Below are 19,749 nucleotides of genomic sequence, written 5' to 3'. Positions count from 1 at the left end.
CCAAGCCACTCGCCACCGGACCCGCCCGTGCCTGACGGGCGGGAACCGGTCACCGCCCGCGTGACCGAGCGCATCGGCACGGTTGATGCGGCCCAGTGGGATGCCTGCGCCGGCGGCGACAACCCATTCGTCTCCCACGCCTTCCTCGCCGCGCTCGAAGACAGCGGCTCTGTCGAGGCCGAGACCGGGTGGCTGCCGCAGCATCTGCTGGTGGAGGATGCGGCAGGCGCGCTCTGCGCCGCCGCGCCGATGTATCTGAAAGGCCACTCCTACGGCGAGTATGTCTTCGACCATGGCTGGGCCGCCGCCTATGAGCGCGCGGGCGGCCACTATTACCCGAAGCTGCAGGTCGCCGTGCCCTTCACCCCCGTTCCGGGCCCGCGACTGCTGGTGCGGCCGGGGCCGTCGGCGGACACGGTCCGCCGGACGCTGATCCAGGCGATGGTCGAGGTGGCGCGCCGCCACAAGGTGTCGTCGCTGCACGTCACCTTCGCATCCGAGGCGGACAGCCGCGCCCTCGCCGAGGCGGGCCTGATGCTGCGCGCCGGCTATCAGTTCCACTGGACCAACCCGGGCTATGACAGCTTCGAGGACTTCCTGGCCGCGCTCTCCTCGCGCAAGCGCAAGGCGATCCGCAAGGAGCGGCGCGAGGTCGCCGAATCGGGCATCGAGATCCGGGCGCTCACCGGCGATGCGATCGAGGAGCAGCATTGGGACGCCTTCTACGGCTTCTACATCAGCACCAGCGATCGAAAATGGGGCTCACCCTATCTGACGCGCGAGTTCTTCTCGCGGCTGGGCGAGCGGATGGCCGACCGAATCGTTCTGGTGATGGCGGAGGATCGCGGCCGGCCCGTGGCGGGCGCCCTAAACCTCCGCGGAACGGACGCGCTCTATGGCCGCAACTGGGGCTGCGACGGAGACTACAGGTTCCTGCATTTCGAGGCCTGCTACTATCAGGCCATCGAGTACGCGATCGCCCATCGCCTCGCCCGCGTCGAGGCCGGGGCCCAGGGCGAGCACAAGATCCAGCGCGGCTATCTGCCAGTCATGACCCACAGCGCCCATTGGATCCGTGACGAGCCGTTCGCCGCGGCAGTCGAGGGGTTTCTGCGCCGCGAGCAGCTGGCCGTCGAGCAGGATATCCGGACGTTGGCGGACTATTCTCCGTTTCGGCGCGGTAATTAAGAGGCCGGGTGACTGAGGGGTTGGGGCGGGTTTGAAACCCGCCCCTACTCCACCCTCTACTCCACCAGGGCCGGCGTCTTGCCGGGGCTGTTCTCGGGCGGCGTATCGCTGCCCGGCGCTTCGTCGCCGCCGGACCCGCCGCTGGGCTTGCCGGGGATGTAGGAGAAGGTGAGCGCGTCGTCCTTGACGTCGACGCGGACCACGCCGCCCTTCTCCAGCTTGCCGAACAGCAGCTCCTCGGCAAGCGGTTTCTTGATGTGCTCCTGAATGACCCGGGCGAGCGGCCGGGCGCCGTAGAGCGGATCGAAGCCCGCCTTCGCCAGCCAAGCCCGCGCGCCGTCCGACAGCTCGATCGTGACGCTGCGGTCGGCGAGCTGCACCTCGAGCTGCATGACGAACTTGTCGACGACGCGGGCGACCGTCTCGGGCGCCAGGTTGGCGAACCCGATGACCGCGTCGAGCCGGTTGCGGAACTCGGGCGTGAACATCCGGTTGATCGCGTCCGTATCCTCGCCGAGCCGCTGCTCGCGGGCGAAACCGATCGCGGGCTTCGCCATGTCGGCCGCGCCGGCGTTCGTGGTCATGATCAGGATCACGTTGCGGAAATCGACCGACTTCCCGTTATGGTCGGTCAGCTTGCCGTGGTCCATCACCTGCAGCAGCACGTTGAACAGGTCCGGATGCGCCTTCTCGATCTCGTCGAGCAGCAGAACCGCATGCGGATGCTGGTCGATCGCGTCGGTGAGCAGCCCGCCCTGGTCGAAGCCGACATAGCCCGGCGGCGCGCCCAGCAGGCGCGATACGGTGTGCCGCTCCATATATTCCGACATGTCGAAACGGATCAGCTCGATAGCCAAGCTGCGCGCCAGCTGCCGCGCGACCTCGGTCTTGCCGACGCCGGTGGGGCCCGAGAACAGATAGCTGCCGATCGGCTTCTCCGGCTCGCGCAGACCGGCGCGGGCCAGCTTGATGGCGCTCGACAGCGCCACGATCGCCTTGTCCTGGCCGAATACCATCGTCTTCAGGTCCCGCTCCAGGTTCTGCAGCGTCGACTTGTCGTCGCGCGACACGCTCTTCGGCGGGATCCGCGCGATCTTGGCAACCACGGCCTCGACGTCCTTCACGGTGATCGTCTTCCGCCGCCGGCTCTCCGGCACCAGCATCTGGGCCGCGCCGACCTCGTCAATGATGTCGATCGCCTTGTCTGGCAGCTTGCGGTCATTGATATAGCGGGCCGCCAGCTCGACCGAGCTGCGGATTGCCTCCGCCGTGTAGCGGACGCGGTGATGCTGCTCGTAATAGGGCTTCAGCCCGCGCAGGATCTTCACCGAATCCTCGATCGAGGGCTCGCTCACGTCGATCTTCTGGAACCGGCGGACGAGTGCCCGGTCCTTCTCGAAGTAGTTGCGGTATTCCTTATAGGTGGTCGAGCCGATGCAGCGGAGCGTGCCGCTCGCGAGCGCCGGCTTCAGCAGGTTCGACGCGTCCATCGCGCCGCCACTGGTGGCGCCGGCCCCGATCACGGTGTGGATCTCGTCGATGAAGAGGACGGCCTTGTCTATCGCCTCGAGCTCGGCCAGCACCGCCTTCAACCGCTCCTCGAAATCGCCGCGATAGCGGGTTCCCGCCAGCAGCGAGCCCATGTCCAGGCTGTAGATGGTGGCGTCGCGCAGGACCTCGGGCACCTCGCCATGAATGATCCGCCGCGCCAGCCCTTCGGCGATGGCCGTCTTGCCGACGCCCGGATCGCCGACATAAAGCGGATTGTTCTTCGACCGGCGGCAGAGGATCTGGATCGTCCGCTCGACCTCGGCCTGACGGCCGATCAGCGGGTCGATCTTGCCGTTCTCCGCCTTCTTGTTGAGGTTCACGCAGTAGGCGTCGAGCGCCTCCGTCCCGTTCTTCACCACCTTCTCGGCGGCCGCGTCCGCATCGGCGCCCTGCACCCGCCGGGTCTCCGACCGGCCGCGCGCCTTGGCGATGCCGTGACTGATGTAGTTAACCGCGTCGAGCCGTGACATCTCCTGCTCCTGCAGGAAATAAACGGCATGGCTCTCGCGTTCCGAGAAGAGCGCGACCAGGACATTGGCGCCAGTCACCTCCTCCCGTCCGGAGGACTGGACATGGATCGCGGCGCGCTGCAGCACCCGCTGGAAGCCGGCGGTCGGCTTCGCATCACCGAGATCGCTGCCGACAAGGTTGGCGAGCTGCCCGTCGATATATTCGATCAGGTCCCGCCGCAGGCGCTCGAGGTCGAGATTGCAGGCGCGCAACACGGCGACCGCATCCTGATCCTCCGTCAGCGCGAGGAGGAGATGTTCGAGCGTTGCGTATTCGTGGCGCCGCTCATTGGCATAAGCGAGCGCCCTATGCAGGGTCTTCTCCAGGTTCGACGAGAGCATTAACAGCCTATTCCTTTTCCAGCGTGCATTGGAGAGGGTGCTCGTTGCGGCGCGCGAAGTCGATCACCTGCGTCACCTTCGTTTCGGCCACTTCGTAGGTGTAAACGCCGCAGATACCCACGCCCCGACGATGAACGTGCAGCATGATCCGGGTAGCATCGTCCCGGTTCTTGTTGAAAAAACGCTCAAGCACGAGAACGACGAACTCCATGGGCGTATAATCGTCGTTGAGCAACAGCACCTTGTACATCGACGGCTTCTTCGTCTTCGGCTTGCTTTTGACGACGACGCCGGTCGACGGACCATCCTTTCGAATTCTATCGTTGTCGCTCATGCCATCCGGTTAAGTCTCTTCACCCCTAGGCTGCCCTCCACCGCATGATATTGAATCAGCCCGGTCGCGGCAAAGGGCATTGGGACAGGATCATCGGGACAGAATGAAGATATGGCTGATTGGTTAGAAAATTAAGACCTTGAAGAAACAAAAGGGCCCGACAGGGTACCGTCGGGCCCGAAAATCCGCCGCGAAGAATGGGTTACGCGGTTGGGCGGGACGTTCTCTCCGCCCTCTCGTCGAGGCGCGCCTGGATCGGCCGCATCGCCTCCTGGGTCAGCCCCTGCGCCACTCGGACCGAGAGCTCGGACAGCTGCGCGGTCTCGGCCATCAGGCTTCCGAAGCTGTTGCGGGCGTAGTCGCTCTGCACCCCGACCACGTCATGCAGCGTTCTGGCCTGCAGCATCGCCCGCGCCGCGGCGACGCCGTTCTCCATGGATTGCTGCGTGAGGCGCAGCCAGGCCTTGCTCATATCCTCGACGCCCTTGGCGAAGACTGTGCCGGAACCGGCCCAGGCGTCGACCGCCGTCTTGTTGAGTGCGGTCGCCTCGTTCGCCGCCCGCGACACATCCGAACGCAGCGTCTCGACCTGCTCGCGACCTGCCGCGGCCGCCTCCGCAGGGATCTTGGACGTCTCCTTCACGCTCTCGGTCCTCACGGCTGCCGCCTTTCCGGCCGCGCGCTTCCGCGGCGCCGACCGGCTCGATTTCGATTTCACGGTTCGCATCGGTATTCCTCCTTCAGCGGTACGAGGATCCCGTCGGCCGTCTGACCATGATCCGGCCGGAGCGATCCCAAGTTCCGAATATTACCCACCGTGCTGCGATGCAGCATCGTCTCTAGACCAGACCAGATAGGTAGAGTCACGAAAGAATCAAATTAAACTTGTGCAACGCAGCACAGCGGAATGGGTTCAGAACAACCCGCGCGGACCGAAACGCGCGCTGGTAACGGGCCGGGGGTGGATTCACCGGTACGCCGGTTGCGTCATGGACAAAAAGAAACGCAGGAAAGTCCAGGTCCGCCGCATGGTCCGGCGTATAGCGCCAAGCGCCGAAATGGAACGCTTCATCGATACAACCGGTGGCAACCCACCAGAAATCGCCGGAGAACAGCCGCAAGCCGACGGGGAGCGGCTCGAAGAAGCCGCTGTCGACCATAGTCTGCTCGAACGCGGCAAAAGTCGCTTCGTCCAAGCGGGCCTCGGAGCGCGCCCAGCGCCACGGCGACAACGGAGCACCCACCACGTGGAGAGGAGCCGTGGATCCAAGGACTCGTGCGACAAGAATGGCGCCGCCCGCCCCGTCTGCCACGACTTCATAGGTCCGCAGTTGCTCTTCGTAGCGGGCATTGTAGACAAGCCGATACCAGTCCAGCATCCCCGGACCGCAGGCGGCACGGATATCGTCACCGCCGATATAGCTGAACCAGGTGAGGCGCCGGGCAATCGGCTTATCGATATTGCCGCGGTAGCTGCACCCCGCTACTGCGAGAAGCAGGGCAGGCCATAGCCGGACCATCCAGCTTCGAATCGTTCCGTCCATCCGGCTTCTCCGAAATCGTTCGACCGGGCGACGATCTTCGGGCGGCGCCCGTTGCGGACCTGCCGGTATCACGAAACGCCGGAGCCGGATAATCGAGCAGGCTCGCGATTGGTCATTGTTAACCATTACGGCCGAAAATCGTGCTGTTGCACCGGTCCGTCCGGTCGCGAAAGCCGCCGTTCAGGCCGCTTCGGCGCCGCATTTCAGACGGATTCCCGTTAAACCTAATTTAAAGTTTCTTTTGCTAGGTAGACAGGAAATCTCGGATTTTTTATGCTGTTTGCCTAGGGGCGCTCAGGCTAGGGGGGAATCAAATGCAGGAAGGGCGAGCCGGCGGGCTGCAGAGTTGCGGCGGCCAGATTCATCGGTGGACCCTCGCCTTTCTCGCCCTCATCTTGTGCGCGACCCTCATTGCAGCCCCGGCGGAAGCGCGGCGCTACGCGTCGATCGTGATCGATGCCCAGACCGGCACCATTCTGCATGAGGACAATCTCGACCGGAAAGTCTACCCGGCCTCGCTGACGAAGATGATGACGCTCTATCTCTTGTTCGAACACTTGGACAAGGGCGTCTTCAGCATGGATCAGAAGCTCAAGGTATCGCGGCGCGCGGCAGGACAGCCGCAGACCAACCTTTCGCTGCGCACCGGCGACAGGATCAGCGTCGAGGATGCGATCTACGCGCTCATCATCCGGTCGGCCAACGATGTCGCGACCGTGGTCGCCGAAGCGATTGGCGAAACCGAATCCAAATTCGCCCGGATGATGACCAAGAAGGCACGTGAGCTCGGCATGGCGGACACGGTCTTCCGCAACGCCTCGGGCCTGCCGAACAGGGCGCAGGTGACCACCGTCCGCGACATGGCGACCCTCGCCCGGGCGTTGATGCAGGATTTCCCGCACTATTACGACTATTTTTCCGCGCTGAAATTCACCTACGGCGGCAAGACCTATGAAACCCATAACAACGTCTTGACGCGTTATGATGGGGTCGACGGGCTGAAGACCGGCTACATCAGCGCCTCCGGCTTCAATGTAGCGACCTCCGTGATCCGGGACGGGCGACGCTTGATCGCGGTCGTCGTCGGGGGCCGCACTGCGCGATCCCGCGACGATCATATGATAGCCCTGCTGGACCGCAGCTTCGCGAAAGCGGATTCGATCCCGATCTACGTCGCCGGTGCGGCGCCGGAGAACTTCGTGGTTCCGGGCCGCAAGCCCGAGCCGCCGACCTCCATCCTGTCAGCCGCCGTCGCGGCCTTGGCGCCTGCGGCCGTGGCCGCGGAAACGGATGGACCGATGGCCGGTCCTTGGGGCATCCAGGTCGGCGCCTTCAGCCAGTTCGAGCCGGCACACCGGGTCGCGACGAAGGCGGCGGAAAGCGCCGAGATGCTGCTGCGGGATGCACGGGTCGTCGTCCACGAGCGAGCGAAGAACAGCAGGAGGCTCTATCGGGCGCGCATCATCGGGCTGAGCGAAAAGGATGCCCGAGCGGCCTGCCGGCTGTTGGAATCGAAGAAGATGCCCTGCCTCGTCGTGCGGCTCGACCTCTCTACGGCGATGAGCAGGCAGTAGGACGCGGCTTTTACGCTGCGCACCGGCCCTTGCCTGATCCGACCACATCGAAACGATGTGATCGGATCAGGCCCTAATAATTTGAGTTAGAGGACGATTCACCGATCAGGTTGAATCAACCTGATCGGATCGTACTCTAGCCGCAGGGCTGCACCTCCACCGTGACATGCGATAGGCCGCGCAACTCCGCCAGCCGCTTCTTGTAGTGGTCCGGCGGTTTCGGATGGTCCGACACGAGCGCGACAACCGCCGCATTATGCCCCGGCCCGACCCGCCACAGATGTAAATCCGTTACGCGATCGCCCTCGATCTCGAGCTGGCGGCGGACCGTCTCGGCAAGACCCCGGTCGGGGACGGCGTCGATCAGAACGGCCCCGGCGTCACGCATCAATCCCCATGACCAGCGGGCAATGACCGCAGCGCCGACAATACCCATCAGCGGGTCCATCCAGACCCACCCATAGCTGCGGCCGGCCAGCAAGCCGAGGATCGCCAGCACCGACGTGGTCGCGTCGGCGATGACGTGGAGATAGGCCGAGCGCAGGTTGTTGTCCCGCGCCGCGCCATGGTGATGATGATGGTGATCGCCATGATCATGTTGGTCGTGATGATCGTGACCTTGGTGGGATCCGTCATGCAGGAGCCAGGCGCTCATGAGGTTGACGGCAAGGCCGAGCACGGCGACCGCGATCGCCTCGCCGAAGCGGATCGGCACCGGCGCGGCGAAACGCATGAACGACTCGTAGCCGATTAGAAGCGCGATCAACGCCAATATGATCGCGCTCGAGAAGCCGGCGAGGTCGCCGAACTTGCCCGTGCCGAAGGCGAAGCGCGGGTCGCGGGCGTGGCGCCGGGCATAACGGTATGCAAGCGCCGAAATAGCGAGGGCGCCGGCATGGGTGGACATGTGCCAGCCGTCGGCCATCAGCGCCATGGATCCGAAGACCGCACCGCCGACGATCTCGGCGACCATCATCGCGGCCGTAAGAGCGATGACGATCCATGTGCGCCGCTCGTTGCGGGAATGGTCGCCGCCGAGAAAGACGTGCTCGTGGCGCCAGGAGTCGATGGAATGGGTGTGCATGGGAGTGAACTCTCGTCAGAGATGCCGGCTGTAGCCGGCAGCCGCGTCGGCAATGACGGCCTCACACCACCGGTGCCGGAATCAGCGCACCATCGCGCCTCAGAACTGCGGCGGGACGATTCCGCTTTCGCGAAGCTGCGCCACCACCGCCTGCTTCAAACGCTCCAGGCCGGCCTGGTCGCGGGCCTCGCAGCGGGCGACCAAAACGTTCTGCGTGTTGGAGGCGCGCAGCAGCCACCAGCCGTCCGCCGTCCGAACCCGCACGCCGTCGATATCGGAAAGATCGGCGTCCTGGGCCTGGAGGCGTTGCTTGACCTCCTTGACGACGGCGAACTTGCGCGCCTCCTCGCAGGGGAAGCGCAGTTCCGGCGTGTTGACGACATCCGGCAGGCCGTCCCGTATCTCGGCCAGGCTCTGCTCCGATCGGCTGAGGATGCCGAGCAGCCGGACGGCCGCATAGAGCGCGTCGTCGAACCCGTAATAGCGGTCGGCGAAAAAGATATGCCCGCTCATCTCACCGGCGAGCGGTGCGCCGGTTTCCGCCATCTTCGACTTGATCAGCGAATGACCGGTGCGGTACATCAGCGGCTCGCCGCCGGCGCGCGCGATCTCGTCGAACAGCACTTGGCTTGCCTTGACGTCGGCGATGACCGTGGCGCCGGGCTTCTCGGCCAGGATCTCGCGGGCCAGTACGACCATCAGCTGGTCGCCCCACAGAATCCGGCCGCGGCCGTCGACCACGCCGATGCGATCGCCATCGCCATCGAAGGCGACACCGAGATCGCAGCGATGATCGGCAACCGCCTGTTGAAGCTGCATCAGGTTCTCCGGCACGGTCGGGTCCGGATGGTGCGCGGGAAAGGTCCCGTCGATGACCTCGTTCAGGATGATATGCCGACCGGGCAGGCGCGCGGTCAGTTGCTGCATCGCCTGACCGGCCGCACCGTTCCCAGCATCCCAGGCAACGGTCAGGGGGCGACCCTCCCGACCCTCGGCGCTGCGATAGTCCTGGACCAGCCGGTCGACATAGGCGTCGAGCACCGGCCGGTCGCTGACCGCCCCACGCGACCCTTCGGCGTAAGCCCCGGCTTCGGCGATCTCGCCCATGCGCTGGATGGCGGCGCCATAGAACGCCTTCTTGCCCAGCATCATCTTGAAGCCGTTATAGTCCGGCGGGTTGTGCGAGCCGGTCACCATGACGCCGCCGCCCGCGCCGAGCGTTAGCGTCGCATAGTATAGCATCGGCGTCGGCCCGAGGCCGACACGCCAGACCTCAAGCCCGCAGGAACTCAGGCCATCGATCAGCGCCGCTTCCATCTCCGACGAGCTGAGGCGGCCGTCATAGCCGACGCAGACCGCCTGCCCACCGGCCTCGCGGACGAGCGTGCCGAAGCTGCGGCCGACGGCCCGGGCGTCCTCGGCCGACAGAGTGTCTCCGACGATGCCACGGATATCGTATTCCCGAAGAACGGTCGGTTCGAATCGATGGGTGTTGCTCATACCTGCTGCGGGCTCCCTGCTCCGTTGAAGCGCCGGCCGATGCAGTCGTACTCGAAGCCTGCCGCCGCCATTTCGGCTGGATTATAGATGTTTCTGAGGTCGAGAATGAGCGGGCGTCGGAGGAGTTTCTTCACCCGGTCGAGATCGAGGGCGCGGAACTCGTTCCACTCGGTGAGGATCACCAGCGCGTCGGCGTCGGCCATCGTCTCATAGGCGTCGCCGCAGAAGGCGATGTCCTGTAGCAGGGCCCGCGCTTCCCGCATGCCCTCGGGGTCGAAGGCGCGAATCGTGGCACCCGCCCGCTGGAGCGCCGGGATGATCGTCAGGCTGGGGCTGTCCCGCATATCGTCGGTGTTCGGCTTGAAGGTCAGGCCGAGGATCGCGATTGTCTTGCCCGCGACCGAGTCTCCGCAGACCGAGATGATTCGATCGGCCATCCGGGCCTTGCGCGCATCATTGACGGCGACCACCGTCTCGATGATCCGAAGCGGCGAATCGACCTGCTGCGCGGTGCGCACCAGCGCCAAGGTGTCCTTCGGGAAACAGGAGCCGCCATAGCCCGGGCCGGGATGGAGGAATTTCCGCCCGATACGGCCGTCGAGCCCGATTCCCCGGGCAACGTCATGCACGTCGGCGCCGACCCGCTCGCACAGGTCGGCGATCTCGTTGATGAAAGTGATCTTGGTGGCGAGAAACGTGTTCGCCGCGTACTTGATCATCTCCGACGTTTCCAGGTTGGTGAAGATGATCGGCGTCTCGATCAGATAGAGCGGCCGGTAGAGCGCCCGCATAACCTGGCGGGCGCGGTCGCTGTCGGTGCCGATCACCACCCGATCAGGCCGCATGAAGTCGTTGAGCGCCGAGCCCTCACGCAGGAATTCCGGGTTGGACGCGACATCGAAATCCGCGTCCGGGCGTGCCTCTCGAATGATACGGGCGACCTCGCGGCCGGTGCCGACCGGCACCGTGGATTTCGTGACGATGACAGCATAGCCGGTAAGCGAGGCGGCAATCTCCTCGGCGGCGGAAAACACATAGGACAGGTCGGCATGACCGTCGCCGCGGCGACTCGGCGTCCCGACCGCGATGAACACGGCATCGGCCCCATCCACGGCGGCCTTCAGGTCCGTGGTGAAGGACAGGCGGCCGGCCCGGCAGTTGGTCTCGACCATCGTGTCCAGCCCCGGCTCGTAGATCGGTATTTTCCCGGCGCACAGATCCTCGATCTTGCCGCCATCCTTGTCGACGCAAACGACGTTGACGCCGAACTCGGAAAAGCAGGCGCCCGATACCAGCCCGACATACCCGGTCCCGATAACCGCAATCCGCATCTTCTTTTTCCCCTATAGCGCTTGTCTTGACACGCCGCCTCAGCGTGCCGGGTCGCCGGACTCGAGTTGCTGGACCTGGTCAAGAAGGATCTGCCGGACCGCGGTTCCGATCTTCTCATGATCCAGCCCGAAGGCGATCGTCGCCGCGACGAAGCCCGCCTTGTCCCCGCAATCATACCGCGTTCCCTCGAAGCGGTAGCCATGAAACGGCCCGTGTCCGATCATCCCGGCCAACGCGTCCGTCAATTGCACCTCATTGCCGGCACCGGGTTCCTGATTCTCCAGAAGTTCGAACACCTGCGGCTGCAGAATATAGCGGCCGATGATGGAGAGGGTCGAAGGCGCCGCCGCCGGCTTCGGTTTTTCCACCAGCGCCTGCACCTCGACCAGACGATCCTTTTCCCGGCCGCATTTGAGAACGCCATAGCGGTCGGTATGTTCCCGCGGCACGTCCATGACCGCGACGATATTCCCGCCGACCTCGTTATAGACCTCGACCATCTGCTTGAGGCAAGGGGTCCGTGCCCGGACCAGATCGTCGGGCAGCAGCACCGCCACCGGCTCGTCCCCCACCAGATGGCGTGCGCACCAGACCGCATGGCCGAGCCCGAGAGGCTCCGGCTGGCGTACCGCGGCGATCTGGCCGGCTTCGAGATACAGCTCGTCGAGCAGCTCGAGCTCGCGCGTCTTGCCGCGCCGGACAAGGGTTTCGTGCAACTCGGGGGAGAAGTCGAAATGATCCTCGAGAACCGATTTGCCGTGGCTGCTGACGAAGATGAACTGCTCGATGCCGGCCGCCCTCGCCTCCTCGACCACATATTGGATCAGGGGCTTGTCCACGACGGGCAGCATTTCCTTCGGCATCGCCTTCGTCGCGGGGAGAAAGCGGACGCCGAGACCGCCGACCGGAAAGATCGCCTTACGAACGCGTTGCTGCATATTAACTTTCTCTAACGGATGGGATGGCTAACGCCAGGATGGTCGTCCCAAGATGGCCGTCTTTTTGCCATAGGGTACTTGAAGAAGGCAAATCCGGCCGATTCAGTTCCCTAGAAGAAGATCCTTCGCCATGTTGATCTTGGCCGCAAGATAGGTCGAGCCGCCGTGATCCGGGTGATTCTTCAGCATCAAGCGGCGATGCGCCTCCTTGACCTCGTCGGGGCTGGCGCCAGGGCGAAGCCCGAGGATCTCATAGGCCTCCTCGCGCGTCATTCCGCCTTTCGGCGTATTCCTTTTCCCTTCGGAGCGTCCGCCCGCCGATCCGCCGGCAGACCCGGCCCCCGCCCCACCGGCCCCACTGGCATCCGCGTCCCCAGCTTCCGCCTGGGCGCGCCACTCCGCGCCATGGGTGCGATCGAGATAGGCTTCCAGCACGGCCGCCGATTGCGGATCCGCGACCCGGCACTCGGCCAGCAGGTCGAACAGGGCGTTGAGCGGCAGGTCGCCCAGCTGCCGCCCCTTATAGCGACCCGCGACGACGGTGCCGTCGAGTTCGCCCGTGTCATGGTCCAGCGTCATGCTGAGATAGCTCGTATCGACATGGGACGCCCGGCCGCCGGCAGGGCCGGATGCCGCCCGCATCCGGTCGCGCACGGCGCGCCAGCGCATGAACATCGGCATGAGTCCGGCGATCAGCATCAGCACCAGGCCGAGCCGCCCGCCCAGAATCAGCAGAACGACCGCAAAGCCGCCGAGGAAGATCGCCGCCCACTTCAGCACGCGAGCAAGCGTCGCCGGGTTCGCGCCGACATACATGTAAAGGAGGGAAACCACACCGACCAGGACGAGCAGACCGAGGAACAGATAGGCGAGCACCGCCCGGCCCTACTTGTTCAATTGATGCGTGATCTGGAGCGCAGCGCCGCCGGTCCGACGGCTGAAATCCTCGAGAGCGTTCCGCCCGCCGGCGGCGAAGATGGCGACGGCATTGAGAAGATCGCGAAGCTGCTTGGCACTCCGCGAATCGAAGGAGCAGTAGGCGCCGTTGGTGAGACGTGCGATCTGCTTGAACGCCCGAGCGGCGACCGGTTCGCCCCCCTCGTGGAAGAGAAAGACTGGGACGCCCAGGACGCCGAGCTCGCCCGCAAAGTGGCAGAGCTTGTCGACATCCTCCTCCATGCAGTCACCGACGAAGACGAGGGCGTTGACCTTCTGCTTTTTGGTCTCCGCCACGGTGTGACGGAGAACCTTGGCGATCTGCGTCTGGCCGCCGAGGCAGAATACCCCGGTCATGCGCTTCAAGAGATCGGCCGCGTTGTTGAGCCAGGGCTCCGCCTTGAACTCGCCGAAGCCGCGGTAATAGGCAAGCTGGATGTCGAGGCCGCCAAGGGCCGCCGTCTCCTTGAACATCTGCCCCTGGATATGACAGGCGCGGTCCCAGGTCGGCTCACGGCTGGCCGTCGCATCCATCGCGAATATCAGCCGGCCGCGCCGGTCGGCCCTGCGCGGTGCGGCGGGCGTCGCCGCCAATTTGCGCAGAAACTGATCGATCTCGTTGCTGGAAGCGGTGCTCGGGAGTTTGTCGCGATCATCGGCCATGGTCGAACCTACCTGTCCCTCGTTTTGAGGTAGTGTGACCGATCAGGGGCTTCCAGTCTGAACCTGTGTTAAAGGGAGGCTTTCACGTACCTCCGAAGCACCCGTATCGAAAGACCCGGTAAGGCCGATCGCGTTCAGCAGGGCGCGAACCTCCTGCCGGGCCGCGACATGCGACATGCTGAGCGGCATGCCGGCCTTGCTCTCGCGGATATCGAGCAGGGTCAGACCGCGCGGGAAGAGTTCGCGGAAAATGACCCGCTCGCTGAATCCGGGCGCCAGGCGAAAGCCGATACGGTGCGACAATTGCTCGAGCAGGCGGCCGATATTACGCTTGTTGCGGGCGTCGAGACTGCTCAACCGGTTGCGCATCACGATCCAGTCGATCGATCCGCCATCGGCCAGCGCGCGCTGCTTCTTCTGCTCCCAGGCCATCTCGCTGTAGAGGCTGGGGCCGAGGATGCGCCGCCCCGGCCCGTCCAGCCGCGCCAGCAGATCGAGATCGAGGAAGCTGTCGTTCAGCGGCGTGATCAGCGTGTCCGCGCGGGCATGGCCCAGTCGCGACAGGCTGTTGTCGCTGCCCGGCGTATCGATCACGATGAAATCGTACGCGCTCAGCGAAGCCATCGCCGCGGCGAGCCGCTCGGTCTCGTCGTCGCGCGCGGCGCTCGCCGAATCGAGCGTGCTGCGCGGCACCCGGTGGTGGGTTGGAACCGGAAGCGCCAAGCCGTCCTCGGCGCTGCACCTCTGCCGGTTCTCGATATAGCGCGACAGCGTGCCCTGGCGCGCGTCGAGGTCGATACTGCCGACGCGATAACCCTGACGCAGCAGGGCGACGATCAGATGCATCGCAGTGGTCGATTTCCCGGACCCGCCCTTTTCGTTGCCGAGAACGATGACGTGCGGACGCCGTGAAGGGTGCGGCACGACGGCGGCGGGAGATTGAACGTTCACGCCGGGCGCATCCAAACCGCGGTGTCGTGGAACACCCCGCCGCCGCGCGGCGGTCCGGCATCGGCGCTGACCAGCGCGTTGATGCCCAGGCCCTCCTCGAAGGCGTTGTTCGGCCAAATGCTTTCGACCACGAGAACCCCCGGCTGCAACCCATCGAAAACGCGGGCATGCAGCACGACCGAGGCGAGCCGGTTGCCGAGGCGCACCCGCGCCCCTTCGGCGATGCCGAGCCGGTCGCAATCGGCGGGATGGACGAGGACCGTGGGCCGCTTCTCGCGGGCTTGCGAGGACGGCGTCTCGGTGAAGCTGGTGTTGAGGAACTGCCGCGCCGGTGCAGCGACGAGGCGGAACGGATGCTCCGCGTCCGCCGCGTCGATGATCGGCGCGAAATCGGGGAGAGCCGGCATCGACTTATGATCGGGGCCGACGGCCGCCCAGTCGGGCTTGAACCGGAACCGGCCGTCGGGATGGCCGAAGCCGTCGAGGAAATGCGCCGTTTCGAAATCGAGCGCGCAATCGAGCCAGCGCGCCGCATGGATCTCCGTCGCGCTCGGTTTTCCGGACGTCGCGAGCATGTCCTCGATGAGCTCCCACTCACTCATCCGAAAACCGGGATGGTCGGCGCCGAGCCGTTCCGCCAGCGCGCAGAGAACCGCGTGATTGGAGCGGGCCTCGGCGAAGGGCTCGACCACCTTGCGGGCAATCTGGATATGCGTGTGTCCGCTGGCGACATAGAGGTCGTCATGCTCGAGGAACGTGGTCGCCGGCAGCACGATGTCGGCCATCGCCGCCGTCTCGGTCATGAACTGCTCATGCACGCAGACGAACAGGTCGTCGCGGGCGAAGCCGGCGCGCACCTTCGTCGTGTCCGGGCAGACGACCATCGGATTCGTGTTCTGGATGAAGAGCGCCGTGATTGGCGGCCCGTCGCCCAGATCGCGGCGATCGCCCAGGAGGATCGGGCCAATGCGGCACTGGTCGAGGATCCGCACCGAGCGGTCCTTGACGTCGAGCCCCTCGATCAACGTCTTGTCGAGACCGTAAAGCCCGCCATTGCTGTAGAGCGCGCCGCCGCCGCGATACTGCCAGGCGCCGGTCACCGCCGGCAGGCAGCTCACCGCATGAAGATTGGCGGCGCCGTTGCGCGAGCGGGAGAAGCCGTAGCCGATCCGGATGAAGCTGCGCTTGGTCTCGCCATAAAGCCGGGCGAAATCGATGATCACCTGCGGATCGAGCCCAGTGATCGCCGCCGCCCATTCCGGCGTCCGCGTCGCCACATGGGCCGCCAGCTCCTCCGGCGCATCCGTGTAGCGCGCCATATAGGCGCGGTCGACCAGCCCCTCCTTGAACAGCACATGCATCATGCCGCAGACGAGCGCGCCGTCGGTGCCCGGACGAAGCGCCAGATGCGTATCGGCAACCGCCGCCGTGCCGGTCCGGTAAGGGTCGACCACCACCAGCTTGGCACCGCGATCCTTGCGGGCGCGGCTGATGTGGGTCATGGCGTTGACCTGGGTCGAGACCGGGTTGCCGCCCCAGACCACGATCAGGTCAGATTCGGCCATCTCGCGCGAATCGAGGCCGCGCCGCACGCCGGCGCCGGCGAGCCACCCAGCGTCGGCGAGCGCGACGCAGATCGTCGAGTGCTGGCGGGAATAGCGCATAACATGGCGCAGCCGCTCGATCCCATCGCGCTGCACCAGCCCCATGGTGCCGGCATAGAAATGCGGCCACACGGTTTCCGAACCATAGCGCTGGGTCTGGCGAATCAGCGCCTCGGCGACGCTGTCGAGCGCGTCGTCCCAGGAGATCGGCTCGAAGGCGTCGATCCCCTGCCCTTTCGCCCCCACCCGGCGCAGCGGTTGCCCGAGTCGCGCCGGATGATGCTGCCGCTCGGCATAGCGCGAGACCTTGGCGCAGATCACGCCCGCAGTATAGCTATTGCCGGCCGCCCCGCGGACCTTGCCGATGCGCGAGGAATCGAGCCGCTCGACCTCCAGCGCGCAGGTGCTGGGACAGTCATGCGGACAAACGGACGGCACGATGTCGAGCGGCATGGAGCAACCTTACCACAGCATCCGGGCGGACGACCGCAGATTATGCCGATCGTTACCGGCAGGCAATCATCGGCCGCAAGTGAACTGGAAGACGGCGGAGATCGTTCCAATCTATCGTGTTCAGAAAAGGATCACCCGATGAAAACTCGTACTTTGGGCACAAGCGGCCCTATCGTTTCCGCGATCGGCCTCGGCTGCATGGGCATGTCGGAGTTCTACGGATCGAGGAATGACGAGGAGTCGCTCGCCACTCTGCAGCGTGCGATCGAGCTCGGCATCACGCTGTTCGACACGGCGGACACCTATGGCCTCGGCCACAATGAGGAACTCGTCGGCCGTTTTCTCCGCGGACACAGGGATCGTGTCGTGCTTGCCACCAAGTTCGGCATCGTCCGCAGCCCGGACAGCGGGTACGGCCGTTCGATAGACAACCGGCCCGACTACATCCGGCAGGCCTGCGAGGCGTCGCTGCGACGCCTCGGCACCGATGTCATCGACCTCTATTACGTGCATCGCGTGAATCCGTCGCACCCTATCGCCGACACGATGGGCGCCCTGGCCGAACTCGTGCGCGAGGGCAAGATTCGGGCGATCGGCCTCTGCGAGGTTTCCGCCGCGACGCTGCGCCGCGCCCATGCCGAACATCCCGTGGCCGCCGTGCAGAGCGAATATTCCTTGTGGAGTCGCGATCCGGAGCAGGAAATTCTTCCTGCGTGCCGGGAACTCGGCATCGGCTTCGTGCCCTATTCCCCGCTGGGCCGCGGCTTTCTCACCGGCGCCATTACCGCGACGGCCGACCTGCCGGAGGACGACTTCCGCCGCATGGCGCCGCGGTTCCAGGACGGAAACCTGCAGCACAACCTGACCCTGGTCGACGCGGTCAAGCAGGTTGCCGCCGAGAAGGGCTGCACGCCGGCGCAGTTGGCGCTCGCTTGGCTGCTGGCGCAAGGTGACGACATCGTTCCGATTCCCGGCACGAAACGGCGCAAATATCTCGACGAGAACGCCGCCGCCGCGGAGGTCGAGCTCACGCAAGACGACCTGTCCCGCATCGCCGCGGCGGCACCGGTCGGCAGCGCCGCCGGCGCCCGCTATACCGAGGAAGGCATGAAGGGCGTCAACGTCTGACCGCGGAGCAGCTCTGCAGGAATCCCGCTGGCGGTCGGCCGAATTAACCGGTAGGGAAGAAGCGATCGACAATCGCGAGTAACCCCATGGCCGAAGCACAGGTCGGAGCGACGCCGCGCAACCTGCCCGTGAGGGCGGTGCTCTATATGTTCGCTGCCGTGTCGGCGCTGGCCGTGCTGGATGCTGCCGTGAAATGGCTGACGACCGGCTACTCGGTGCCGCAGATCGCGTTTCTGCGCTACATTGTCGGATTGGGCCTCGCAATCGCGCTTGCGCTACGCCTGGGCGGGGTCCGTACGCTGCGGACCCGGCGGCTGCCGGGCCATGCCCTGCGGTCCGTTTTCAACATCGCGACGATGCTGACCTTCTATTACGCGCTGGCGCTGATGCCGCTCGCCGACGCGGTCGCCATCGCCTTCGCGGCGCCCCTGTTCATGACCGCGCTTTCGGTACCGATGCTGCGCGAGCGCGTCGGGCCGCGACGGTGGACCGCGGTCGTCATCGGCTTCGCCGGCGTCCTGATCATTCTCCGCCCGTCGGGCGCCGGGCTCGATCTCGCGGCACTGCTGGCCCTCACCTCCGCCCTGCTCTATGCGCTCACCTTGATCTCGTCGCGCCAGCTCAGCACCACCGAGCCCAGCCATACGATCCTGTTCTATTACTCGGTCTCGGTGCTGCTCGCGACCGGAGCGGTACTGCCCTGGCAATGGACGACGCCGAGCCTGGCCGATGTCTGGATCTTCCTGCTGGCCGGCGTGGCCGGCAGCTTCGGGCAATTCTTCCTGGCCCAGGCCTTCCGCTATGGCGAGGTTTCGCTGCTAGCGCCGATCGAGTATAGCGCGCTGCTCTGGGCGATCCTCTTCGGCTTCGTCCTGTGGGGCGAGGTGCCGAGCTGGACGGTCCTCGGCGGCGCCGCCCTGGTGATCGCCAGCAGCCTCTATATCGTGCATCGCGAGGCCGTCACGGCGCGCCGCCAGTTGCCGAACCCCGGAAGTGCCGGATGACGGCGGACGTCGACTGCGTGGTGGTCGGCGCCGGCGTCGTCGGCCTTGCGATCGCCCGGGCGCTGGCCCTCGCCGGCCGCGAGGTCGTGATCCTCGAAGCGACAACGACGATCGGCAGCGAGACAAGTTCGCGCAACAGCGAGGTGATCCATGCCGGCCTCTACTACCCGCCCGGCAGCCTGAAGGCGCGCCTCTGTCTCGCCGGCCGACGACGGCTCTACGACTATTGCGCCTCCCGCGGCATCGCCCATCGCAGAGTCGAGAAACTGGTCGTCGCGACCATGGAAGATCAGCTTCCCAGCTTGAAGCGGCTGCAGCAGACGGCCCGGGCCAACGGCGCCGACGATCTCGAACCACTCGACGGCCCCGCGGCGCGAGGCCTGGAGCCGGCGCTGCGCTGCGTGGCCGCGCTCCGCTCTCCATCGACCGGCATCATCGACAGCCATGGGCTGATGCTGAGCCTGCTCGGCGAGGCGGAAGCGGCCGGCGCGATGCTCGCCCTCAACAGCCCCGTCCTCGGCGGCGGAGTGGCCAAGCATGGGTTCACGCTGGATGTCGGCGGCACGGAACCGATGCGGCTTTCCTGCCGACGGCTCGTGAACGCGGCCGGCCTCCATGCCCAGGATCTCGCCCGCCGTCTCGACGGCCTGCCGCCGGACACGGTCCCGCCGCTGTTCCTCGCTAAGGGAAACTACTTCACCCTGGCCGGGCGCTCGCCGTTCCGACGGCTGATCTATCCCATGCCCGAGGCGGCGGGACTCGGCATCCATCTTGGGCTCGACCTCGCGGGTCAAGCCCGATTCGGGCCGGACGTGGAATGGGTCGACCGGATCGACTATGGCGTAGACCCGAGTCGCGCGACCCAATTCTATGCAGCCATCCGGCGCTATTATCCCGACCTCGCAGACGACGTGCTGCTACCGGGCTATGCCGGCGTCCGGCCGAAGCTGCAGGGGCTGGGCGATCCGGCCGCGGACTTCGTCATCCAGGGCGCGGACCGCCACGGCATCGCCGGACTCGTCAATCTCTACGGAATCGAATCGCCCGGGCTGACATCGGCACTGGCGATCGGCGATCTCGTCGCGTCACGCCTCGGCTGAGCAGGAAGGGACCG

17 protein-coding genes are annotated in these 19,749 nt (G+C 65.5%); 5 read left to right on the top strand and 12 right to left on the bottom strand.

Going from position 1 to position 19,749, the window contains the following annotated elements:
* Positions 1-27: 27 nt before the first annotated feature.
* The gene (locus DT069_RS21030; protein WP_119462307.1) at positions 28-1,188 is read left to right on the top strand and encodes a GNAT family N-acetyltransferase; all 1,161 of its coding nucleotides are present in this window, start codon (positions 28-30) and stop codon (positions 1,186-1,188) included.
* Between the two features lie 56 nt (positions 1,189-1,244).
* Here the strand turns inward: DT069_RS21030 and clpA are convergent, their stop codons facing one another.
* The 4 genes from clpA to DT069_RS21010 all read right to left on the bottom strand — a co-directional run bounded on the left by clpA (position 1,245) and on the right by DT069_RS21010 (position 5,468).
* The gene (clpA, locus tag DT069_RS21025; protein ID WP_119462306.1) at positions 1,245-3,590 is read right to left on the bottom strand and encodes an ATP-dependent Clp protease ATP-binding subunit ClpA; all 2,346 of its coding nucleotides are present in this window, start codon (positions 3,588-3,590) and stop codon (positions 1,245-1,247) included.
* 7 nt (positions 3,591-3,597) lie between these two features.
* Complete coding sequence (gene clpS / locus DT069_RS21020; RefSeq protein WP_119462305.1) at positions 3,598-3,924, bottom strand: ATP-dependent Clp protease adapter ClpS; 327 nt, start codon at positions 3,922-3,924, stop codon at positions 3,598-3,600.
* Positions 3,925-4,126: 202 nt separating this feature from the next.
* Positions 4,127-4,651: a phasin family protein gene (locus DT069_RS21015; RefSeq protein WP_119462304.1), complete on the bottom strand. Its 525-nt coding sequence runs from the start codon at positions 4,649-4,651 to the stop codon at positions 4,127-4,129.
* 136 nt (positions 4,652-4,787) lie between these two features.
* Positions 4,788-5,468 carry a hypothetical protein gene (locus DT069_RS21010; protein ID WP_119462303.1) on the bottom strand — a complete coding sequence of 227 codons (681 nt, stop codon included), beginning with the start codon at positions 5,466-5,468 and terminating at the stop codon, positions 4,788-4,790.
* A gap of 314 nt (positions 5,469-5,782) precedes the next feature.
* Here DT069_RS21010 and DT069_RS21005 point away from each other — a divergent pair, with 314 nt between their 5' ends.
* Complete coding sequence (locus tag DT069_RS21005) at positions 5,783-7,042, top strand: serine hydrolase (protein WP_119462302.1); 1,260 nt, start codon at positions 5,783-5,785, stop codon at positions 7,040-7,042.
* A 136-nt stretch (positions 7,043-7,178) separates the two neighbouring features.
* On the opposite strand, the gene dmeF is transcribed toward DT069_RS21005, so the two are convergent.
* The 8 genes from dmeF to DT069_RS20965 all read right to left on the bottom strand — a co-directional run bounded on the left by dmeF (position 7,179) and on the right by DT069_RS20965 (position 16,503).
* Positions 7,179-8,126 carry a CDF family Co(II)/Ni(II) efflux transporter DmeF gene (dmeF, locus tag DT069_RS21000; RefSeq protein ID WP_119462301.1) on the bottom strand — a complete coding sequence of 316 codons (948 nt, stop codon included), beginning with the start codon at positions 8,124-8,126 and terminating at the stop codon, positions 7,179-7,181.
* Between the two features lie 99 nt (positions 8,127-8,225).
* Positions 8,226-9,626, bottom strand: coding sequence for a phosphoglucomutase/phosphomannomutase PgmG (gene pgmG, locus DT069_RS20995; protein ID WP_119462300.1), 1,401 nt, complete (start codon positions 9,624-9,626; stop codon positions 8,226-8,228).
* Positions 9,623-10,957 (bottom strand): UDP-glucose dehydrogenase family protein, encoded by a 1,335-nt coding sequence (locus tag DT069_RS20990; protein WP_119462299.1) that lies wholly within the window; start codon positions 10,955-10,957, stop codon positions 9,623-9,625. Before DT069_RS20990 ends, pgmG begins: the two co-directional genes overlap by 4 nt.
* Positions 10,958-10,996: 39 nt before the next feature.
* Entirely contained in the window at positions 10,997-11,896 is a 900-nt protein-coding gene (galU, locus tag DT069_RS20985; protein ID WP_119462298.1) for a UTP--glucose-1-phosphate uridylyltransferase GalU, read from the bottom strand.
* A 102-nt stretch (positions 11,897-11,998) separates the two neighbouring features.
* Positions 11,999-12,772, bottom strand: coding sequence for a DnaJ domain-containing protein (locus DT069_RS20980; protein WP_119462297.1), 774 nt, complete (start codon positions 12,770-12,772; stop codon positions 11,999-12,001).
* 9 nt (positions 12,773-12,781) lie between these two features.
* Positions 12,782-13,495, bottom strand: a complete 714-nt coding sequence (locus tag DT069_RS20975; protein ID WP_119462296.1) for a vWA domain-containing protein — start codon at positions 13,493-13,495, stop codon at positions 12,782-12,784.
* Between the two features lie 42 nt (positions 13,496-13,537).
* Complete coding sequence (locus DT069_RS20970; RefSeq protein WP_425450440.1) at positions 13,538-14,446, bottom strand: division plane positioning ATPase MipZ; 909 nt, start codon at positions 14,444-14,446, stop codon at positions 13,538-13,540.
* Entirely contained in the window at positions 14,443-16,503 is a 2,061-nt protein-coding gene (locus DT069_RS20965) for a molybdopterin oxidoreductase family protein (protein ID WP_119462294.1), read from the bottom strand. The genes DT069_RS20970 and DT069_RS20965 overlap by 4 nt, the downstream gene beginning before the upstream one ends.
* Before the next feature lie 138 nt (positions 16,504-16,641).
* On the opposite strand from DT069_RS20965, the gene DT069_RS20960 reads away from it, so the two are divergent.
* The 3 genes from DT069_RS20960 (at position 16,642) to DT069_RS20950 (ending at position 19,735) form a co-directional block, all read left to right on the top strand.
* Complete coding sequence (locus DT069_RS20960; RefSeq protein ID WP_119462293.1) at positions 16,642-17,631, top strand: aldo/keto reductase; 990 nt, start codon at positions 16,642-16,644, stop codon at positions 17,629-17,631.
* A gap of 86 nt (positions 17,632-17,717) precedes the next feature.
* The gene (locus DT069_RS20955; protein ID WP_119462292.1) at positions 17,718-18,635 is read left to right on the top strand and encodes a DMT family transporter; all 918 of its coding nucleotides are present in this window, start codon (positions 17,718-17,720) and stop codon (positions 18,633-18,635) included.
* The gene (locus DT069_RS20950) at positions 18,632-19,735 is read left to right on the top strand and encodes an NAD(P)/FAD-dependent oxidoreductase (RefSeq protein WP_119462291.1); all 1,104 of its coding nucleotides are present in this window, start codon (positions 18,632-18,634) and stop codon (positions 19,733-19,735) included. The genes DT069_RS20955 and DT069_RS20950 overlap by 4 nt, the downstream gene beginning before the upstream one ends.
* The last annotated feature ends 14 nt before the right edge of the window (positions 19,736-19,749 follow it).

This window comes from Virgifigura deserti (assembly GCA_003576685.1).
In the GTDB taxonomy this organism is placed as follows: domain Bacteria; phylum Pseudomonadota; class Alphaproteobacteria; order Dongiales; family Dongiaceae; genus Virgifigura; species Virgifigura deserti.
This window is presented reverse-complemented; position numbering and strand designations above follow the sequence as displayed.

Excerpts from the sequence above, each read along its gene's own strand:
- clpA (WP_119462306.1), bottom strand. The coding sequence starts at position 3,590 with ATGCTCTCGTCGAACCTGGAGAAGACCCTGCATAGGGCGCTCGCTTAT.
- clpS (WP_119462305.1), bottom strand. The coding sequence starts at position 3,924 with ATGAGCGACAACGATAGAATTCGAAAGGATGGTCCGTCGACCGGCGTC.
- DT069_RS21015 (WP_119462304.1), bottom strand. The coding sequence starts at position 4,651 with ATGCGAACCGTGAAATCGAAATCGAGCCGGTCGGCGCCGCGGAAGCGC.
- DT069_RS21010 (WP_119462303.1), bottom strand. The coding sequence starts at position 5,468 with ATGGACGGAACGATTCGAAGCTGGATGGTCCGGCTATGGCCTGCCCTG.
- DT069_RS21005 (WP_119462302.1), top strand. The coding sequence starts at position 5,783 with ATGCAGGAAGGGCGAGCCGGCGGGCTGCAGAGTTGCGGCGGCCAGATT.
- dmeF (WP_119462301.1), bottom strand. The coding sequence starts at position 8,126 with ATGCACACCCATTCCATCGACTCCTGGCGCCACGAGCACGTCTTTCTC.
- pgmG (WP_119462300.1), bottom strand. The coding sequence starts at position 9,626 with ATGAGCAACACCCATCGATTCGAACCGACCGTTCTTCGGGAATACGAT.
- DT069_RS20990 (WP_119462299.1), bottom strand. The coding sequence starts at position 10,957 with ATGCGGATTGCGGTTATCGGGACCGGGTATGTCGGGCTGGTATCGGGC.
- galU (WP_119462298.1), bottom strand. The coding sequence starts at position 11,896 with ATGCAGCAACGCGTTCGTAAGGCGATCTTTCCGGTCGGCGGTCTCGGC.
- DT069_RS20975 (WP_119462296.1), bottom strand. The coding sequence starts at position 13,495 with ATGGCCGATGATCGCGACAAACTCCCGAGCACCGCTTCCAGCAACGAG.
- DT069_RS20965 (WP_119462294.1), bottom strand. The coding sequence starts at position 16,503 with ATGCCGCTCGACATCGTGCCGTCCGTTTGTCCGCATGACTGTCCCAGC.
- DT069_RS20960 (WP_119462293.1), top strand. The coding sequence starts at position 16,642 with ATGAAAACTCGTACTTTGGGCACAAGCGGCCCTATCGTTTCCGCGATC.
- DT069_RS20955 (WP_119462292.1), top strand. The coding sequence starts at position 17,718 with ATGGCCGAAGCACAGGTCGGAGCGACGCCGCGCAACCTGCCCGTGAGG.
- DT069_RS20950 (WP_119462291.1), top strand. The coding sequence starts at position 18,632 with ATGACGGCGGACGTCGACTGCGTGGTGGTCGGCGCCGGCGTCGTCGGC.